We start from the raw sequence: 18,274 nt of genomic DNA, 5'->3' as shown, positions 1-18,274 counted from the left end.
TTTTTTTATTATTTTTATATAAAGAACTTTCTTGAGCTCACGAATTCATTTTAGAATGTAGTGAATTTTGATATATTTTTTGTTAAACTATAGTATTTTTTAAAGTAATTTGATAAAATAACATTGGACATTGAATAACGCACATTTGGGAGATGGTTTAGTGTTTTTTTGGAAATTCGCCCTTCGCAATTTTTTAAAAAGATGGCAAGTGAGCATTTTGTTAGTGTTGGGGGCTATCATTCCTTCTTTGTTAACTGTTTCTTCTCTTTCGCTTAATGATTCGATAGTTTCTTATAGGAAAACTCAAGTGGAAGTTAATTTTGGTCAAGCAGATGCTTTTATTGTTAATAACAGGACATCATTATTTTTCTCTTTTCCCTTGTCACAAATGATTTTAGACGATATAAAAAGCGATCCCAAAATAAAGAATATTCTACCGGTTTCAGAAAGTTTGGGAAGAATAGAGCATAATGGACGTTTTTTAGAAGTTCTGGTTGTTGCGGTTAAAGGAGAAGATCTTTCAAACTTTGTTGGTCAAAATATTGATATAAGCCCTGGTAAAGTAGTTGTATCTAAAGAGATAGCAAAAGAAAGTGGAATTGATGAAGGAGAAACCATTATAATTCACATGCCAGGGGGTTCAAAGAATTTAGAGATTTCACATGTTGGTGAGAATGGTTTTTTGAATTATCGAGGAGAAATGGCACAGTATCCGGGATCGGTTTTTGTTAATGTATCAGATTTCGAAGGGAATACAGTTTTTCCCTCAAAAGCTTATGTGGATTTTGTTGAATCTGAAAATGTACATATTTCTGATATTCCGATTCCTTCAAATCTGCAGATTATTAATATAAAAGAAGATTTTTTAAATTCTCCTGCAAATGAAATTCTGGGGTATATTGTTCTTGCCTTTAGTTTTTTTTCAATAATGGCGGGTTTAATATTAGTTATCGTTTTCGGGAACAATTTTGCAAACGAGCAAGAAAAAACGGTAGGTATTTTAAGGATTTTAGGTTTTAAAAGAGGTAAGATCTTATTTCTTTTCTTTATGGAGGCTTTGTTATATTTTGGGATATCTTCACTAATAGGAGTTGTTTTGGGGGCGAAAATAGGAGCTGTCCTATTAAATCAACTTGGTGAAATTGCATCAGGTCTAACTTTCGAAACTTTGGGAAGTTTTACAATCGCTCCTTATGAATTAAGTCTTCAAACAATAATATTAGGCTTTTTAATAGGTATTATAATACCCCTGCTTATTTTTATGATTAAAGGGTTACATATTTCCAACAATTCTCCCGTAGAATCCTTGAAAAAAGATGTGGAGGCATATGTTCCTCATGGTATTAACGGGTGGTTTTCCATTCTTTTTATTATATCAGGTTTTCTGCTAATTTCATTTGCAAATGAGTTTGAAATCCTGGGATTAATTCTAATTTCATTGGGATTAGTATTTGTATTGAAAAATCCTTTATTTAATGTTGGGTTATCCATTTTTCTGATGATACTTAGTAAAACATATTTTAGTCTCTCTTCTGGAGTGTTAGCTTTTAATTTTATTTTTCAAAGAGCCTTTTTATTCGGTGTTATTGTTGTTCTTTTTTTTACTTCTATAATTCCAATTTTAAAAAGGTTTTCTAAAGTGTTTTCCTCAAAGAAGAGTGTTCCTTTTCTTTTGGGATTTTCGTATGTTGAAAGATTCCCAGTTAGAGTTTTAATGCTTTCTTTAATGTTTGGTATAATTATTTTTGGTTTGATTGTTATTTCTTCCATACCAGCGAATTTGGTTAGGTTTGTTGATACTTCTATGCAAGAAGGATTATTTGGATATAATTTTTTGGTTGTATCAAATCCTATAAAAAACCTATTTTTTTCTGATGATATAGCTGTTTATGAAGGGATAGAAAAGCCAACAAAGGTTCAAATTGCCATTCTCGATTCACAGATCATAGCTTTTGTAGACGATACTTTTCTTGAATCGGCGATAATTCCATCGGAAACAGTAACAGATTGGAGAGAGGAACTGAAAAGTAAAAATACCGTTCTTTATGGAAAATTTAGTGATGAAGAACAAATTCCAGAGTACGTGAAGGGTAATCTTTCTTCTATTACACCCTTAGGTGGAGTATCTAATGTTTCTTACGATGTCGTTGGTTTTTTTAACTTAAAAGATATTACAATTCCTGTAAAATATGTAGCAAATATAATTTCTAAACCTAATAGTGTGAAAAGTATCGATATACTTTTAGGGAATGTGCCTAAAGAAAATATAGATGAAATTAAACAGAAATATATGTCAACTTTTGATTTCCCCATTTTTATAGAGGAGGAATTACAAAACATTTATAATGGGGTTGATGGTATAATTTCTCTAGCAACTGGAATGCTTTATCTTGGATTGATTAGTGGATTTTCAGGACTGGCACTGTACTCTGTAAGATCATGCATAATTCGCCAAAGAATAATCGGAACTCTAAGAGCAATCGGTTCAAGCTCAAAAGATATAACCAAGGGGCTTCTCATTGAAAATTTCAGCATTGTTTCAGTAGGAGCTTTCATAGGTCTTGTTGGAGGTTACTTAGTCGCAAAGGATATTATTTTCGCCATCTTTCAGTTTTTAGGAAATGTTGATTTTTATTTTCCTTTGTTGAATGTAATCGGTATAGTTGGAATGGTGTATTTAGTCACTTTTCTAACCTTGATGATACCTTCTTTTTTGATAACTAAAATCACACCAGCAGACAGTTTGAGGGAGATAGGATAATGGAAGTTGAGAGTAAAAATAGTGCTTTGATAAAAGCGATTGAATTGTACAAAGTGTACAACGATAAGAGGGTAAAAGTAGAGGCTTTAAAGAACGTTACCTTAACGATTAAAAAAGGTGAATTTATTGGTATATTAGGGCCTTCCGGTTCAGGTAAAACGACCTTACTTAATTGCCTTTCTGCAATAGATAATCCTACAAGAGGCGAGATTTATTTTAAAGGGGTTCCATTCCAAAATTTGAAAGAAGAAGAACGAACTTCCTTCAGGGCCAAAAACATGGGTTTTGTTTTTCAATTTTTTAATCTAATTCCTGTTTTGACGGTTTTAGAAAATGTCCAATTGCCTTTGTTAATCTTAGGAGAAAAGAACAAGACCTCAAAGGACAAGGCTTATGAAGTTTTAAAGAAAGTTAAGCTTGAGAATAAAGTAGAACGATTCCCCTATGAGCTATCAGGTGGAGAGCAACAAAGAGTTGCTATTGCAAGGGCTATAATACATTCACCAGAGGTTATATGGGCTGACGAACCAACTGGAAATCTTGATACCGAAAATGGTGAAATAATAATAGAACTGTTGGAGGAGATAAGAAAAGAAAAGGGAACAACACTTGTGGTAGTTACCCATGATTTGAATATTGCAAAAAGAGCCGATAGAATTATTCAAATTAGAGATGGAATTATACAAGAAATTTAATTCTTTGATGAATTTTGATATAATGTAAGAAGAGGGGGTTGTAGCGCAGCGGGAGCGCGTTGCCTTCGCAAGGCAAAGGTCGTGGGTTCGAATCCCATCAACTCCACCAAAATAAAACCCCAGGTTTTGATCCTACCTGGGGTTTTTATAATTATTACTGATTATTCAGCGTATTCACCTGTCTCCTTTAATCCTGTTTCTAAAGTATTCACGATGGCTTCGTAAGTCTCGTCAACAGTCGTCATGTCGTTTAGGAAGTTGGCAAATACTGTGCTGATATCATTTCTTATATTGTTCCATGCTGCTGGTTTTGGATCTGGGATAGCGGTTTCTAATTCTTTAAGTGCAATAGTTGGTTTATCATCTGTAGCCGTATAAGTTTTCCACTGTGGAACTTCTTCAACATCTCTTCTTATTGGAACATATCCGGTATTTATTGACCAATATGCAACGTTAACGGGATCCATCAAAAATTTCAAGAATCTCCATGCTGCATCCTTTTGCTCTTGGCTTACCCAATTAAACATTATCAAATCTGTTCCAGCTATAGGTGAGTGCGAGACACCATCTACAGAAGGTAATGGAGCCCAAGCAACCCCATGCTTTCCTCTGGAGGATTGTTCAGCATAAGTTAAACCTGCAACCGTTCCCATGTATGCAGCTATTTCTCCAGAGCCAAACTGGGGATCCAAATATGCGTTTTGGAACAAAGCGTATCCAGAATCTTTCAGGTTCTTTATGTATCTTAAAACTTCTTTTGTTTCTTCTTCAGGTAAAACAATTTTGTATTTACCATCGCCAACGTATTCTAAAAATGTTACGTTATGTGCATATAAAAATATTTGAAAATCGTCGATAAAGTTTCTCGCACCTAATCCGTATTGATCGATTTCTCCATCCATGTCCAGATCCATTGTTAAAAGTTCACTTACTTCAAACAATTCATCCATGGTTTTGGGAGGATTAACTCCAAATAGGTCAAAGAGATCCGGGTTATAATAATAAACATAAACAGATTTGTTGAATGGAATTCCGTATACTGTGTCTCCCCAAGTAACTAAATCTTTTAGAACTGGGAATATTTGATTATTCCAAGCACCTTTAAACTCAGAATCATTTTCAATATATTTATTAAGTGACTCCACTACACCAGAAAATAGGTACATTGCAGTCCAGTTCGCATAGGCTTGAGATAAAGTTGGAAGGTCTGTAGTACTTCCTTGAGAGTAGGCAGTGATTGTAGAAAGTAACTTTTGGTTTAAAGCACTGTAGTTTCCCACATAGATGGCTGACACGTGAACATTCGGGTTTTCTCTATTAAAGGTATCGACTAAGGAGTTCAACGTCTCTCCCAGTTGCCCACCCATCGCGTGCCAAAACTCAATTTCGACTTGAGAAAAAGCAAAAGAAACAAGTAAAACCGTAAGAAGAATAGAAACAACTTTCTTCATTCCAAACACCTCCTCATAAGTTTTGAATAATTTTTTCTGTTTCTTTGTACAATTTATCAAAATTACCAATATTCAATATTTTAAAATCACAACGCTCAGAGTTTATGTATTCTTGAGATTTAACGATGTTTTTTGCTTTCTCCAAGGGGATACCGCGATTTTCTGACAGCCTTTTAATACGTAATTCTTCTGGGGCATCTACGTAGATAATTTTATCGCATAATTTGTCCAATCCTATTTTGAAAAGCAAAGCCGCATCTACCATTATTATATCATTTTTATTTGAAATTTTTTTCAGTATTTGTTCAGTTTTTTTAAGAATTTCTGGATGGACAATCTGATTCAACAATTCTAACTTTTCCTTATTTGAAAAAACTATTTCTCCAAGTTTGGATCTAGAAATGTTGTTATCATCATCGAATATTTCTTCTCCAAAAATTTCTTTCAATTTCTCTTTGATAAAAAAATAGGTTAAGACCTCATGTCCTAACCTATCCACATCGATTATGGATGCCTTATCTTCGCATATTTTTTTTATTATCTTTGATACAGTGCTTTTTCCAGATCCAGCAGGGCCTGTAATTCCTATTACCATTTTTACATCGTTACCTGTTTTTTGTTTTTAAGTTTGTTTTCTACCTCAATTTTGAAATCTTCGTATCCTTTCCTTCCCATCATAGCATAAGTAACCTTTTTACCTAATTCAACACCGGGTTGGTCATAGGGATTTATCTCTAATAGACTTCCCATCACTGCTGTTTGAAATTCATATGCGAATATGAATTGCCCCACATTGAAGGGATTGATCTGAGGGAAAATAACTTTTAGATTTGGTCTATTGTTTTCTGTTAAAGCGTATTCAGTACCAGCTAATTCTGTATTTAAAAGGGCTGAAAGGTTTTTACCTCCTAGATAAGCTAGCTCGGGAAGATCGCAGTGTATATTAGGGATTTTTATGTTTCTTTCGAAATTTTCTAGCTGTATGAAAGTAATTACCTTATCGTAAGGTCCTTCATTGTATAGTTGAACTTGAGAATGTTGGTCAGTGGTTCCTAATGCTTTTATTGGAGTTTGCCCAAGGTTCACGATTTCACCTTTTAAATTGTATTTTTTCCCAAGGCTTTCTGCCCATAATTGTCTGTACCAATCAGCTAGTAGAAACAATTTGTTTGAGTATGACATCATCACGGAAATATTGTAACCTTTCTGGTAATATAGATAATGAACTAAGGCGTTAAAAGCCGCAGGATTTTCCCAAATATTTGGATTGGTAACCCTTTTGTGCATTTCTTTGGCACCGTTGTATAGATCAATTATATCTATTCCGCTTGCCAAAGCTGATAAAAGACCAACAGGGGTCAAAACACTGAACCTGCCACCAATTGAAGGGGGTATATCTAAGGTTTTTATTCCTTCTTCTTCAGCTATTTTTTTCAATATGCCTTTTTCTGGGTCGGTGGTGAATAGAAAATGTTTTTTTGGGTCTAATCCAAATCCTTCTACTATTCCTCTTGCAACCAAATAATTTGCCATGGCTTCGGCTGTTGTACCGGATTTTGATATAACATTGAACAAAGTAGTCCTTGGATCGATTTGATCCAATACCGATGCTATAAAATCAGGGTCAACATTATCGAGAATATAGATTTTAGGAGTTTTTCTTATTTCTTTAGATAAAACGTTATAATTCAATGGATTGAGCGCTGTTTGCAGTGCTTGATTTCCTAATGCTGAACCGCCTATTCCTAAAACTACAACACTTTCAAAACTTTGTATCCACGTTTTTAAATCCAAAACTCTATCTATGTAAACCCTTGTGAAAGGTAGACTCAAAAAGCCAGGATTTTTTTGTTTTATCATTTCCACAATATCTTGAATTCTATTGGCGTGTTGGTTTATTTCTTCTTCCGTTAATCCATTTTCTATATTGGGATGAATAACATTTGAGAAATCAAATTTTATTCCATTCATCTTTTTTCCCCCTTTTTACATAAATTATACTTTCAATATCGTATCAGACTAGCAATTTCCAAATCTTTTAGATTTTCTCTTGGGTTTAGATAGGTTAGTTCGGCAAGACAAACAACTCCAACGGTTTCCCCTCCAGCTCTTTCTATTAATTCTTTTATAGCTTTTGTGGTACCTCCGGTGGCTAACACATCATCAACAACTATCACTTTTTCACCTTTTTCAATCGCGTCAGCATGCATTTCCAGGGATGTTTGACCATATTCCAATTCGTAAGAGATCGAATAAGTTTTATAAGGTAGTTTTCCTGGTTTTCTGATGGGAACGAATTCTTTATCCATGATATAAGCTAAAGGTGTGGCGAATATAAATCCCCTTGACTCAGGGGATACAATGCAATCAAAATCCCAATCTTTTATCAATTCGACGATTTTGTTCAGTGAATATTTAAAAACTTCAGGATTTTTCAAAAGTGGGGTAATGTCTCTAAATATAACGCCTTTTTCTGGAAAATCTGGTATGTCTCTTATCCATTTTTTTATTTCTACTGTCTCCATGTGTTATCCTCCTAATCCTTTTTTATCTTTATTTCTATGCCAATTCCAAGCGTCGGATATTATCTTTTCTAATTCCTTGTGTTGAGGGTGCCAGTTTAGGATCTCCTCTGCTTTTTTTGAGGAAGCTATTAAAGCAGCAGGATCGCCAGGTCTTCTTTCTACTACTTGGTAATTTATTTTTTTTGAAGTTACTTTTTCGGATGCTTTAATAACCTCTAAAACGGAAAATCCTTGCCCGTTACCTAAATTAAAAACGTCAGATTTTTCGTTTTCCTTCATCCATTTCATAGCTAAAATGTGGGCCTCTATCAAATCCATAACATGGATATAGTCTCTAATGGGTGTTCCGTCCTTGGTTGGATAATCGTCACCATAAACGTACAGCTTGTCTCTTTTTCCTAAAGCTGTTTCCAGAACTAATGGGATCAAGTGGGTTTCCGGTTCGTGAGCTTCACCAATACTGCCATCATGATATGCCCCTGCGGCATTGAAATATCTTAAAGCTACATACTTTATAATATCAAGTTTAGAATACCAATTTAGTATTTCTTCAACCATTAATTTTGATTGACCATAGATGTTTGTAGGATTCTTAGGTTGATCTTCAGTGATGGGGACTACTTTTGGTTCTCCATAAACAGCAGCGGTAGAAGAAAAAACTATGTACCTACTTTTGTGTTTTTGCATACTGTTCAGAAGGTTCAATGTCCCACATATATTGTTTTTAAAATATTTATAAGGTTCTTTCATTGATTCACCAACCAATGAAAAAGCTGCGAAATGATATACTTCATCTATTTTGTAATTTTCAAATACATAATCAATATCTTTTTCGTTTCTAAGATCTCCTTCAACGACTTGTACATTTTTGACAGCCCACTTATGACCTTTTTCAAAGTTATCAAAAACTACTACTTCTTTATTTTGATCTTGCAACCTTTTGACCAAATGAGAACCTATGTACCCAGCTCCTCCTGTGACAAGTATCATTAGGTCACCCCTCAAATCAAGCATTAGCTCTAATGTTTAATATTTCTCCATCTTCCAATATTTCATCTTTTCCAGCTAATCTCCAAAGTCCTTGTTCTTTTACTTCTTCTTCGCTTCCGTATTTAATTAAATCCTCGTATTTCATAACCTCTGCGCGAATGAAATTCTTTTCAAAATCAGAATGTATTTTCCCGGCAGCTTCCTTCATTGTACTGCCTTTTTTTACTGTCCATGCTCTTACCTCGTCTTTTCCTACGGTGAAAAAGGAAATTAGTCCAACATGATTATACACAATTTTTGCTAATCTTTCAACACCAGGTTCTTTAATTGATAAATCTTCCAGGAATAATCTTTTTTCTTCTTCATTCTCTAGCTCGTTTATTTCTACTTCTATTTTTCCATCTATTTCAATATACGCAAAATTCTGTTTTTTACATTCTTCGACTACCGGTTCCTTATATTCGTAGCTATCTTTTGTAAATTGGTCATCGTCGACATTGACACATACGATAATGGGTTTTAAAGTGAATAAAGCTAAAGAACCAACTAATTTTTTTTCTTCCTCGGTCAAGTCCATTTTGGAAACGAAAACCTCGTCCTCTAAAACTTCTTTTATTTTAAACAAAATTTTTTCTTCATTTTCTTCTGTCACTGAGAACTTTGTCTTTTTCTTTTGCGTTTCAAGCCTCTCTAATCGATTTTCTACAATTTCTAAATCTCTGAGAATTAGTTCTGTTTTCAAAATTTCTAGTTGTTTTATTGGATTATCAGCATTTTCAGGCCAAGGTACCGAGGGGTTTTTAAACGATCTTATAACCAAAAGCAAGGCATCAACATTTTGTATCATCTGAAAAATTCTCGTTTTTTCTTTGGGGTCCCCTTTGTGGTCATAGCTTGGAATATCGATAAAATCTAAGCTAGCAAAGATAATCTTTTTAGGATTGAATAAACGTGCAAGAGAATTAACTCTTTCATCTTTTATAATTGCCGTTCTTTTTATAGCCTCTCTTTTATAACTATCCTCTATTTTATAATCAGTTAAAAGGGAAAAAATAGTAGTTTTACCCGTTAACGGAAGGCCGAATATGCCTATTTCCACCTAATTTTCACCTCTTTTCCTCTTTTTTAATTAATTCCCAATATTTATCTAATTCTTCTAAATTTAAAGCTTCAAATTCCTTTCCATCTTTTTCAATCGCTTTTTCCATCTGAGTGAACCGTTCTATAAACTTCTCACTTGCCTTTCTTAAAGATACTTCCGGATCTATCTTTAAAAAACGAGCCAAGTTAACCAGCGCAAACAACAAATCCCCAAACTCTTCTTCTACTTCTGCTTGGGTTTTTGCTTCATTAAGTTCTTCCACTTCTTCTTTTACTTTATCGAGCACATCTTTAACTTCTACCCAGTCAAACCCTACCGCAGCAGCGTTTTCTTGAATTCTTCTTGCCAGTGATAGTGCTGGTAAGGCTTTGTTAAGTTTACCGATTCTACTAAAGTTCTTCTCTCCGTTCTCTTTTGCCTTTATTTCCTCCCACCTGGCATAAGAATATCCTTTTTCATCTCCAAAAACATGGGGATGTCTTCTCACTAGCTTATTGATCAGTTCATCTATTACTTCAATGGTAAAAAACTCATTGTTTTCTTCAGCAATAGTGGAATGAAAAACAACTTGGAGTAATATATCTCCTAACTCTTCTTTTATTTTTGTTATATCTTGTTCGTCAATAGAATCAACCAATTCATAAGCTTCTTCAATTATATATGGTTTCAAACTATCATGTGTTTGGGCTTTGTCCCAGTCACAGCCTTTTGGTCCCCTCAATCTTTTCATCACTTTCATAAGCTCTTCAAATTTTTCGCCTAATTCCAAAATAATTCCTCCTGTATTGTACTTATTAGCTTCCCTATTTATTATTCTGCTCTTTAAATATCCGATTGTGCTCCTTGATCTTCCTTTTTTTATCCAAATAATATAGCAACCATAATGCAAAAGCTACTCCTAACAGCAAGGGTAATAAATATTTAAGGAAAATTTCAAATACAACTCTCGATCTCAATTCTCTTAGAGCTTTTTCAGTTTCTTCGGTTATATAATTGCGACTTTCAGCACCGTTGAGAAAGTATCTTGCCAACTGAGCATACTCTTTTTTATCCCAATTGTAGTAAGTTAACCCCAATTTAGACATTATTCTTCCGTTTTCCTTGTCGAGAGATAAAGCTTTTTGATAATATTCTATCCTTTTTTCGTAATTGGTTTCTATGTCGCCTAAAAATTCGTATGTTTCAGAAAGAATCGATGAATCTTTTGAAACAGGAATTAAAGAAAGGGCTATTTCCTTTGATTTTTCTGTTTCTCCCATGTTATGGAAGATTTTTGAAAAGTACAATAAAGTTTGAGAATCAGTCCCTTTTAAACCCATATAAGTATTATAAAGGTCTTTTATAATTTCGTAGTTATTTATTTGAAAACTGACTTCTACCAAAGATTCAATTATTTTTTTATCGTAACTGTAAGTGAGATAGATTTCTTTTAAGTCATTATAAGCCTTTTGAGGATCATTATATATTTTAGATTTTGATAAGATTTGTGCTTGGTAATAAACAGTAAAGGGAGTTTTCTCTCCCACAAGCCTTTCGATTTTTTCAGAATATTCAAAAATTTCTTTCGCTACAGATGGGTCCAAAGAATTTTGCCAATATTGGAAGTTGAAAAAAAGATACATAGAATTTATTATTATTGAATCAGGGTATTCTCTTAGGGCTTTTTCAAACAATTGCGTAGGTTCAAGGTAAAAATAAGGGTCTAAGTCTTTTAATATCTTTAGGGTTGTCTCATCATCGGGAAACAATTCTAGATTTGAAAGTTGTAAATTATCTACATAAAAAGATAATCCCGTTTCCCATCTTTTCAACAATCCTCCAAGGATCTTTAAATATGGATCATCTGATTCATACATTGTTTGAAGATCTACGTAGTAAACAAAATCATCAAAAACTGTGGCAAAGGTCGATAACGTAAAAATAATAAAAAAAAGCAACACAGATAATTTTTGTCTCAAAACGTTCCTCCTACAATATCAAATGGTTTTAAAAGCTTTTTGAAAAATTTTCATCAATGCATTTTTGTAGTAATAATTATATCATAAAGCTGCTTTTTAAGAAAGTTAACGCATTAGATCATATTATATGGCCGTAAAAAAGATTGGATAGATCATACATGCGCAATAGGTAAGCGGAGGAAGTCCGCTCTCTCTTCCCCTTCAAAAACATAAAAAGAAACAGCAGAAGGCTTTCTTTTCAACGTGTATTTTTTCACGAATGGATCAATCTCTTTTGGTACTTTCGGTGTGAATTCTTTTGGTATATCCTTTAAATCATAGTACCTACCGTAATTCATTATGAACTTTTCTATTGTCTTTTTTTGGCTTGCATCAAGACTAACGTAATTTTCAATGAACTCTTTTAAATTCTTTTTATTTAAGTCTTTCACAAACTTCTTTACAACTTCTTTCCTTCCCAAATAAAAAGGATGTTCATTGAAGGTTATATTTTTGTTTGTGTAGATTTTTGGTTTTTGAACGTTTGTTAGTAAAGAATCAAAATCTATCTTTGGATTTCTTTCAAAGATATAGTTTATTAACTCTTTCGTGTAGTAATCACATCTTTCTTCAATTAGACTCCCATCTTGTATCTCTTTAATTATCTTGTTTAGATCGATCTTTTCTTTGTAGTAATGAACGAGGTAAGATGTAAAGAGTTCTGATATTTGCCTTTCTTTTGGGAGGTTTTTAAACTTTTCAAGGTTTAACCTAAACTTTTTATCTATATCCTTCTTTTTCAATTCTTTGATTATGCATATAGGTGTGGATGTATCTATTTCAAACTCAAAAGCTTCTAATATGTTTCTCAAGGTACTTGGTTGAATGTACTGTGTCTCTTCAAATAAAAACTCTTTCAACGCACTTTCAGAAATGTTTATTGAATCTATGGGTATCTTTTCTTTCCCTATCTCTTTCCTTATGAAATCTCTCAGTTTTGGTGTACTTCTGTGTTGGTTGTTATCCAAATTGAATACAAAGCACTTTAATTGGTTAATGATATCTTTAAAAGTATTTTTTATCGGTTCACTTTCCACTTTATTTAGTTGAGACAAACACCTCGAAAAAATAAAGGCGGTTTCATAAACCAAAGGATCGTTATTATTCTTCTGTACTTGAAACATAGTATCAAGGGAATTGAAAACTTTTAAATTATCATCATCGAAATAGTAACCAAGATAGAAACCCAATGGAAAAATAAAAACTAAAGCCTTTTCTTTGTTTGTATTTTTCAACCACCAAGATATATTATTTAAAGCTTGCACCATACCAGAAGGATGTGGAACGGTTTTTAAAATCTTAAATGCTTCGATGTTTAAAGAAACCGCTTCTTCGTATCTTTCTTCGTTCTTTTTTTCTCTTGCTTTTGATAGCAATATGAAGCCTTTATCAACAGGGTTCTGTTCGTAATTCTCACTCCAATATCTTATCTTTTCCATACTTTCATCTGGTTCATAATACAATTCATGTATGTTTCTTAAAGTTTCTACAACAAGTCCTCTGACATAAACAGGTATATTATCAAAATTATCCTTTAGCTCATCGAATACTTTTTTAACTCCCTCTTTCTGTTTAATTCTATTCAATATATGAACTTTTTGATCCAAGAAAAGGTAGTACAAGCCACCTTTCTTCAACCTCTGTAACTCTTCATCTATTATCTCAAGGGCTTCATCGTATTTAACATCCCATTTTAATTTCAAAACGTTTATGTAATTAACGATGTTTTTATTTTTATCTGGTCTATCACTTTCTAAGTAATGAGCAACATAATTCAAAATTGGCCTTATGAACTGTCCTTTATTCACAATTTCAATCAATACTTTAATGTTCATTTCTCCACCCTTTTCCTTTACCTGATAGCAACAAAAATATAAAATAAAATTTACTTCAAAAACCTTTTCTTTGGTATGTTAACAACTCTTGAAGCTTCTATATATTATTCTAAAGTTTATTATATCATAATTCGCTTATAATAACCAAAAGAAAGACAAAGGTATTATATCAGATAAAAACCATCGTAATTAATTTTAACATAAGTTTTTTTTACCAATCTCTGTAATACTTTATCAATACATATTTGAAGCCAATTAAAAAAACACTTGAAAATCATATGGAAAAGCGTATGATTAAAATAAGAGGTTGGATTATTTGAGATATTAGTTTTAAATTAAAAGAATAATTCAAGGGGGTGAAAGAGGATGAAGAAATTTATTGTTGCTTTGTTGATCACTGTTCTGGTGTTAGGGAGTATATTTGTTTTTGGAGGGGATGATGGGGGAGAAAATGGCACATCTGGTTTAAAACCAACAGAGATTGTAAGTGTTGTGGAAGAAGTAGAGTAAATGCTTGGTTGGGACTTTTACTTTACAAAAAACAACGCTTGAAAAAGCTTAGAAGACTTAAGAAAGTAACTAGATAATTTTTCAAAGGAAAAGAATGTGAGGTTATGAATTATTTGCCGGCAAGAAGCAACCCTGCAGGGAAAGTAGAAAAAAATAAAATAGGAGGAGGCGAGGAATCTTCCCTCGCTAATCATCCTGGTACTATTTTAGCATTAGGGCATCTCTTTGCAAAAGAAATAATGAAAAAGAGCAAAAAATAGATTTTTAGTACCATTTTTTAAGTTTCATATCCATACATATTATACGAGGGGGAAATAAAAATGAAAAAAGAGGTTATTTTGATCATCTTTTTTAGCGTTTTATCGTTGATTGTATTTTCTAATGATTTTGGATTGGGAATAAAAATTGGAAAAGTAACTGAAAAACCAGCGGGAGTTTATATGAGAAGCTATATTGGAGAATCCAGTTTTATAGGATTTACTCTTACTTGGACAAATTCTGATTATTTACGAATTGACGGAGATTTAGAATTCACTACTCCAGTTTATGCTTCTGATAGCAATAAGGGTCGTTTTTTTAGTTATGGAGCTTCCCTTAAATTTGAAGCCGAAGAAAATTCAATTAATTGGGGCATGTATCTCCCTTTAACTTACAACCAGGACTCACCTGAAGAAACGATATTTTTCTTTATAGAAGTAGCGCCGGGTTTCATTTTTTATCCTGAATGGAATGTCGATTATAGAGGGGGATTTGGATTTGGTTCTAAATTTTAATTCAGATTGTTAATTTCTACTGTTCGGATAATTGTTTATAAGGTTTTTAGGTTTTTTCTATTAAGAAAAGGGAGAAAGCGAAAGAGAAGGAGGTGAAAAAATGGAAACCACATTAAATCCAGATTATACTTCTCCAGAGTCGGAAGTTTGTTATTCTTGTCTTGGGTGCATTGCATGTTTTTTTCCAAGTCTTTCGGGTTTTGGAGCTTTTGGCATAATCGGAATTGCAGACGTTGAATGAATGATTTCACGTAAAAGCAAATTCATTACGATTATCAGAAAAGGAGGTGAATGAAAATATGAATAATCTAAATCCTGAATACACCATTGAGGGGGTTGAATGTGCTGGATGTTTTATTTGTGGTGGTTGTTTAGGGACAGATGCAGATTGGTCTGCACTTATGCTCATTGGTTTAGCTACTATGGTATACGTTGGTTAAAAGGAAGATAAGTAATTTATTATTACAGGGAAGAGGAATTTTCCCTCTTCCTTGTAAGAGATTCATTTTTGTATGAAATATAAAGAAAGGGGTGAATAAAGGTGTATGATATCAATAAATACGCAATTTTAAATAATCATTACAAACTTTTAGAATTCCCAACATATGGTGTTTTACAGGTGAAATCAGATAATATGAAGAATAGAGATAGAATAATTCAAATAGATGGAAAAGAAAATATTGAAAAAGGTTTGTTTCTGAAACAAGCCTCTTCTTTTATAAATCACGATGCTGTGGAATTGTTTAAACTTTGCAACGGCAGTAAAACGCTCAAGGAAATATTTGAAATGTTTTCAAATGACGATAAAATTAGGCAATTTTTATTTAGAGCCATTGAAAGAAATCATGTGAGTTTGGTCGATAAACCTTCTGTTGATGGTTTAGATGTAAGAGGAACAAAAGACTTTTTCCTACCTTTACATATGTCAATAGAACTAACCGATGGATGCAACTTAAATTGTAAATACTGTTATAGAAGAGAAGATATAAGAAAAAGTACTTTTATCGATTCAGAAAAATTAAAAGTAATGGTTGAAAAATTGAATAAAGAAACTCTATCTATGGTTGAAATAACTGGTGGAGAGCCTACTTTACATCCGCATTTTACAGAGATTTTAAAGTATATCTTGGAAAGAGGTATAACGGTTGGAGTACTAACAAATGGAGTTAAATTACCAGAAAATTCAACGGAAGAGTTGGAACCATATGCAGATAAAATAATATGGGGGGTTAGCTTAGATAGTTACGATCCAGAATATCATGATAAATTTAGGGGCAAAAAAGGGGCTTGGGAATCTACTGTTAAAAACATCAAAAAATTGGTAAACCACAATTTCTTTGTTAGAGTAGCGATGGTGGTAACACCTGAAAATATCGATCAGTTGGATAAAACTGCAGAATTGTCTGTGAATTTAGGCGCAAGATTTTTCACTTTTTCTGCATCACTTCCTTTCGGAAAAGGGAAAAATATTGAATGGAAAGAGGAATATGCACTAAAACTTTTTGAAGAAGGGAACAAGGTAATAAAAAAATACGAAGGAATTATACCCATAGTACAAGAAGAATCTGGGGATCTATTGAAGCATTCAAAAAATTGTGGAGCCGGTTGGAAAAACTTCACCGTTGGTCCTGATTTTGCTGTGAGACCATGTGTTATGTCAGAACCAAAAAGAGACGTTATCGGAATAATCGATCCTGATAACCCAACGAAATTTTTCGAGAATCACAAAGAAGAAACTTTTTTCTATTCTAAAATTGTTCCTCCCAATAGGGAAATTTGCGGTGATTGTGAGTTACTTCATTTCTGTTGGCCTTGTATTTTAAGAGCTAGAAAAGCGGTTGAAGATGGATTGATGGATATTGATAAATGCAAGTGGATGAATGATTCGTATGTAGAATTTTTAAAGGTAAAAGTACCAAATAGAGGAGATAAAAATGTTCTTAAGTAAATTCGGTACTTTAAGTTTTGTTTTTAAATATACAAAGAGGAGAATATGGTTTTTTATCTTGGGCATGATTATGCTAATTGTACTCACTTTGGTTGCTCTTTTACCCCCTTATCTCACAAAACTCGCTTTTGATAAAGGGATTATGGCAAGGAACATGAATGTTCTTATTAAATATGTGTTGATCCTTGTTGGTACCTATCTTTTACAAAGTATACTTAACTACAGTTCTTCCGTGTTGTTCACCTTTTTAAATCAACATACACTTCTTGATATGAAGAAAGATCTCAACAAAAATATTTTGAATCTTCCATTAGAATTTTTTACGACCAACGAAAGCGGGTATATCCTTGCCCGAATGAAAGAAGTTGACTCCTTGAGTTCCTTTTTCTCCATGAATACCCTAAGAGCGATCATAAGCATCTTTGAATTTGTAGGTGCTCTTTTTATTATGTTTTCAATGAACTTTAAGCTCACTATTCTATTACTTTTAATGGTTCCTGTATTCGGTATAGTAACAAAAATCTTTGGAAGATCTCTTAAAAAATTCACTCATGCCTCTCTTGAAAAAGGTGCAATGTACAGCGGGAAATTGCAACAAGCGATTTTAGGTGGAGAAGAAATAAAGAGACTTGGCATAGAAGAAAAACAGATAAAGGAGATAAACCAAGCGAGTGAACAATTTGCAAAGACGATGATAAAAAGGGGAATCTCGATATCAGGGGGAACGGAGTTATTGACACTTTTTTCTTCTCTTGCAAGTGTATTTTTGCTATACGTTGGAGGAAGTGCAGTTCTAAATGAAAATATCTCTATCGGTACCTATATGGCATTCGCAGGTTATTTTTCTAAATTATATGCCCCTGTTTTAAATTGGAACACAACGATGTTGACTATCCAACCAGCCTTCGTTGCTTTGGAAAGAATTAGAAATTTTTTCTTCAAATACCAAAAAGAGGAAGAAACTGGTGATGAATTAGAATTAAACCAAATAAATGAGATAGAGATGAAAAATGTAAGCTTTAAATATCCTGATGGTAATGATTATGTGATAGAAAACTTTGATTTAAATGCCAAAAAAGGTACTAAAATACTTTTAAAGGGTCCAAATGGAAGCGGTAAATCGACGATAATAAGATTGCTTTTAGGGTTTTATAACAACTATGATGGGAAGATATTGGTCAATGGAACAGACTTGAAAAAGATCTCAAAAAAATCGTTAAGAAAACTTTTTTCAATCGTATCGCAGAGAATTTTTCTCTTAAACTCTTCGATAGCAGAAAATATAAAAATCGTTGATGAACTAGATGAGGAACAATATCAAAAGGTTTTACTTAAATCGGGCTTAAAGGAATTTGTGAATTCTCTACCCTTGAAAGACAAAACACCTGTGGGGGAAAATGGGATAAAATTATCAGGTGGACAGATCCAAAAGATAGCAATAGCTCGAGCTATCGCAAAAGCTAATTCGGACGTTTATGTTTTTGATGAAGCTACCGCACATCTAGATAGTGAAACAAGAGAGTTGATAAAGAAATTCATCAAAGAAGAATTGAACGATAAAATATGTGTGATAATAGATCATTCAAATAACTTTGATGATATTTGCAACAAAATTATAGATCTAACGAAAGAAGAACAATTAAAAAATTGATTTTTATTTCTAATTTTAAAAAAAATAGAGTAAAAT

Annotated in this window: 18 protein-coding genes and 1 tRNA gene; 10 read left to right on the top strand and 9 right to left on the bottom strand. The window is 33.0% G+C overall.

Annotated features, from left to right (window positions below):
- The first annotated feature begins 160 nt into the window (after positions 1-160).
- The 3 genes from X929_RS04475 (at position 161) to X929_RS04465 (ending at position 3,565) form a co-directional block, all read left to right on the top strand.
- Positions 161-2,761 carry an ABC transporter permease gene (locus tag X929_RS04475; protein WP_103066840.1) on the top strand — a complete coding sequence of 867 codons (2,601 nt, stop codon included), beginning with the start codon at positions 161-163 and terminating at the stop codon, positions 2,759-2,761.
- Complete coding sequence (locus tag X929_RS04470; protein ID WP_103066839.1) at positions 2,761-3,456, top strand: ABC transporter ATP-binding protein; 696 nt, start codon at positions 2,761-2,763, stop codon at positions 3,454-3,456. The genes X929_RS04475 and X929_RS04470 overlap by 1 nt, the downstream gene beginning before the upstream one ends.
- Before the next feature lie 34 nt (positions 3,457-3,490).
- Positions 3,491-3,565: transfer RNA gene (locus X929_RS04465), tRNA-Ala, on the top strand.
- A 52-nt stretch (positions 3,566-3,617) separates the two neighbouring features.
- On the opposite strand, the gene X929_RS04460 is transcribed toward X929_RS04465, so the two are convergent.
- The 9 genes from X929_RS04460 to X929_RS04420 all read right to left on the bottom strand — a co-directional run bounded on the left by X929_RS04460 (position 3,618) and on the right by X929_RS04420 (position 13,356).
- Positions 3,618-4,907 carry an ABC transporter substrate-binding protein gene (locus X929_RS04460; RefSeq protein ID WP_103066838.1) on the bottom strand — a complete coding sequence of 430 codons (1,290 nt, stop codon included), beginning with the start codon at positions 4,905-4,907 and terminating at the stop codon, positions 3,618-3,620.
- A gap of 13 nt (positions 4,908-4,920) precedes the next feature.
- Positions 4,921-5,502 (bottom strand): dephospho-CoA kinase, encoded by a 582-nt coding sequence (gene coaE / locus X929_RS04455; protein WP_103066837.1) that lies wholly within the window; start codon positions 5,500-5,502, stop codon positions 4,921-4,923.
- Positions 5,503-5,504: 2 nt separating this feature from the next.
- A complete protein-coding gene (locus X929_RS04450; RefSeq protein ID WP_103066836.1) occupies positions 5,505-6,878 on the bottom strand; it encodes a glucose-6-phosphate isomerase in 1,374 nt (457 codons plus the stop codon).
- Positions 6,879-6,910: 32 nt separating this feature from the next.
- Positions 6,911-7,432: an adenine phosphoribosyltransferase gene (locus tag X929_RS04445; RefSeq protein ID WP_103066835.1), complete on the bottom strand. Its 522-nt coding sequence runs from the start codon at positions 7,430-7,432 to the stop codon at positions 6,911-6,913.
- A gap of 3 nt (positions 7,433-7,435) precedes the next feature.
- Positions 7,436-8,422 carry a UDP-glucose 4-epimerase GalE gene (gene galE, locus X929_RS04440; RefSeq protein WP_211286737.1) on the bottom strand — a complete coding sequence of 329 codons (987 nt, stop codon included), beginning with the start codon at positions 8,420-8,422 and terminating at the stop codon, positions 7,436-7,438.
- Between the two features lie 16 nt (positions 8,423-8,438).
- Positions 8,439-9,521 (bottom strand): DUF933 domain-containing protein, encoded by a 1,083-nt coding sequence (locus X929_RS04435; protein ID WP_103066833.1) that lies wholly within the window; start codon positions 9,519-9,521, stop codon positions 8,439-8,441.
- Positions 9,522-9,528: 7 nt separating this feature from the next.
- A complete protein-coding gene (gene mazG / locus X929_RS04430; protein ID WP_103067032.1) occupies positions 9,529-10,296 on the bottom strand; it encodes a nucleoside triphosphate pyrophosphohydrolase in 768 nt (255 codons plus the stop codon).
- 31 nt (positions 10,297-10,327) lie between these two features.
- On the bottom strand, positions 10,328-11,482 hold the full coding sequence (locus X929_RS04425) for a tetratricopeptide repeat protein (RefSeq protein WP_103066832.1): 1,155 nt from the start codon (positions 11,480-11,482) through the stop codon (positions 10,328-10,330).
- Between the two features lie 152 nt (positions 11,483-11,634).
- Positions 11,635-13,356, bottom strand: a complete 1,722-nt coding sequence (locus X929_RS04420) for a hypothetical protein (RefSeq protein WP_103066831.1) — start codon at positions 13,354-13,356, stop codon at positions 11,635-11,637.
- Between the two features lie 366 nt (positions 13,357-13,722).
- Here X929_RS04420 and X929_RS09685 point away from each other — a divergent pair, with 366 nt between their 5' ends.
- The 7 genes from X929_RS09685 to X929_RS04405 all read left to right on the top strand — a co-directional run bounded on the left by X929_RS09685 (position 13,723) and on the right by X929_RS04405 (position 18,238).
- On the top strand, positions 13,723-13,866 hold the full coding sequence (locus X929_RS09685) for a hypothetical protein (RefSeq protein ID WP_155811064.1): 144 nt from the start codon (positions 13,723-13,725) through the stop codon (positions 13,864-13,866).
- 104 nt (positions 13,867-13,970) lie between these two features.
- Positions 13,971-14,126, top strand: a complete 156-nt coding sequence (locus tag X929_RS09680; protein WP_155811063.1) for a hypothetical protein — start codon at positions 13,971-13,973, stop codon at positions 14,124-14,126.
- 60 nt (positions 14,127-14,186) lie between these two features.
- Complete coding sequence (locus tag X929_RS04415; RefSeq protein ID WP_012208872.1) at positions 14,187-14,639, top strand: hypothetical protein; 453 nt, start codon at positions 14,187-14,189, stop codon at positions 14,637-14,639.
- A 100-nt stretch (positions 14,640-14,739) separates the two neighbouring features.
- Positions 14,740-14,880, top strand: a complete 141-nt coding sequence (locus X929_RS09675) for a hypothetical protein (protein WP_155811062.1) — start codon at positions 14,740-14,742, stop codon at positions 14,878-14,880.
- 58 nt (positions 14,881-14,938) lie between these two features.
- A complete protein-coding gene (locus X929_RS09670) occupies positions 14,939-15,079 on the top strand; it encodes a hypothetical protein (protein WP_155811061.1) in 141 nt (46 codons plus the stop codon).
- Between the two features lie 101 nt (positions 15,080-15,180).
- On the top strand, positions 15,181-16,587 hold the full coding sequence (locus tag X929_RS04410) for a radical SAM protein (protein ID WP_103066830.1): 1,407 nt from the start codon (positions 15,181-15,183) through the stop codon (positions 16,585-16,587).
- Entirely contained in the window at positions 16,574-18,238 is a 1,665-nt protein-coding gene (locus X929_RS04405; RefSeq protein ID WP_103066829.1) for an ABC transporter ATP-binding protein, read from the top strand. The genes X929_RS04410 and X929_RS04405 overlap by 14 nt, the downstream gene beginning before the upstream one ends.
- The last annotated feature ends 36 nt before the right edge of the window (positions 18,239-18,274 follow it).

It is taken from the genome of Petrotoga olearia DSM 13574, from assembly GCF_002895525.1.
Classification (GTDB): Bacteria; Thermotogota; Thermotogae; order Petrotogales; family Petrotogaceae; genus Petrotoga; species Petrotoga olearia.
This window is presented reverse-complemented; position numbering and strand designations above follow the sequence as displayed.

Excerpts from the sequence above, each read along its gene's own strand:
- X929_RS04470 (WP_103066839.1), top strand. The coding sequence starts at position 2,761 with ATGGAAGTTGAGAGTAAAAATAGTGCTTTGATAAAAGCGATTGAATTG.
- X929_RS04460 (WP_103066838.1), bottom strand. The coding sequence starts at position 4,907 with ATGAAGAAAGTTGTTTCTATTCTTCTTACGGTTTTACTTGTTTCTTTT.
- coaE (WP_103066837.1), bottom strand. The coding sequence starts at position 5,502 with ATGGTAATAGGAATTACAGGCCCTGCTGGATCTGGAAAAAGCACTGTA.
- X929_RS04450 (WP_103066836.1), bottom strand. The coding sequence starts at position 6,878 with ATGAATGGAATAAAATTTGATTTCTCAAATGTTATTCATCCCAATATA.
- X929_RS04445 (WP_103066835.1), bottom strand. The coding sequence starts at position 7,432 with ATGGAGACAGTAGAAATAAAAAAATGGATAAGAGACATACCAGATTTT.
- galE (WP_211286737.1), bottom strand. The coding sequence starts at position 8,422 with ATGATACTTGTCACAGGAGGAGCTGGGTACATAGGTTCTCATTTGGTC.
- X929_RS04420 (WP_103066831.1), bottom strand. The coding sequence starts at position 13,356 with ATGAACATTAAAGTATTGATTGAAATTGTGAATAAAGGACAGTTCATA.
- X929_RS09685 (WP_155811064.1), top strand. The coding sequence starts at position 13,723 with ATGAAGAAATTTATTGTTGCTTTGTTGATCACTGTTCTGGTGTTAGGG.
- X929_RS09680 (WP_155811063.1), top strand. The coding sequence starts at position 13,971 with ATGAATTATTTGCCGGCAAGAAGCAACCCTGCAGGGAAAGTAGAAAAA.
- X929_RS04415 (WP_012208872.1), top strand. The coding sequence starts at position 14,187 with ATGAAAAAAGAGGTTATTTTGATCATCTTTTTTAGCGTTTTATCGTTG.
- X929_RS09675 (WP_155811062.1), top strand. The coding sequence starts at position 14,740 with ATGGAAACCACATTAAATCCAGATTATACTTCTCCAGAGTCGGAAGTT.
- X929_RS09670 (WP_155811061.1), top strand. The coding sequence starts at position 14,939 with ATGAATAATCTAAATCCTGAATACACCATTGAGGGGGTTGAATGTGCT.
- X929_RS04405 (WP_103066829.1), top strand. The coding sequence starts at position 16,574 with ATGTTCTTAAGTAAATTCGGTACTTTAAGTTTTGTTTTTAAATATACA.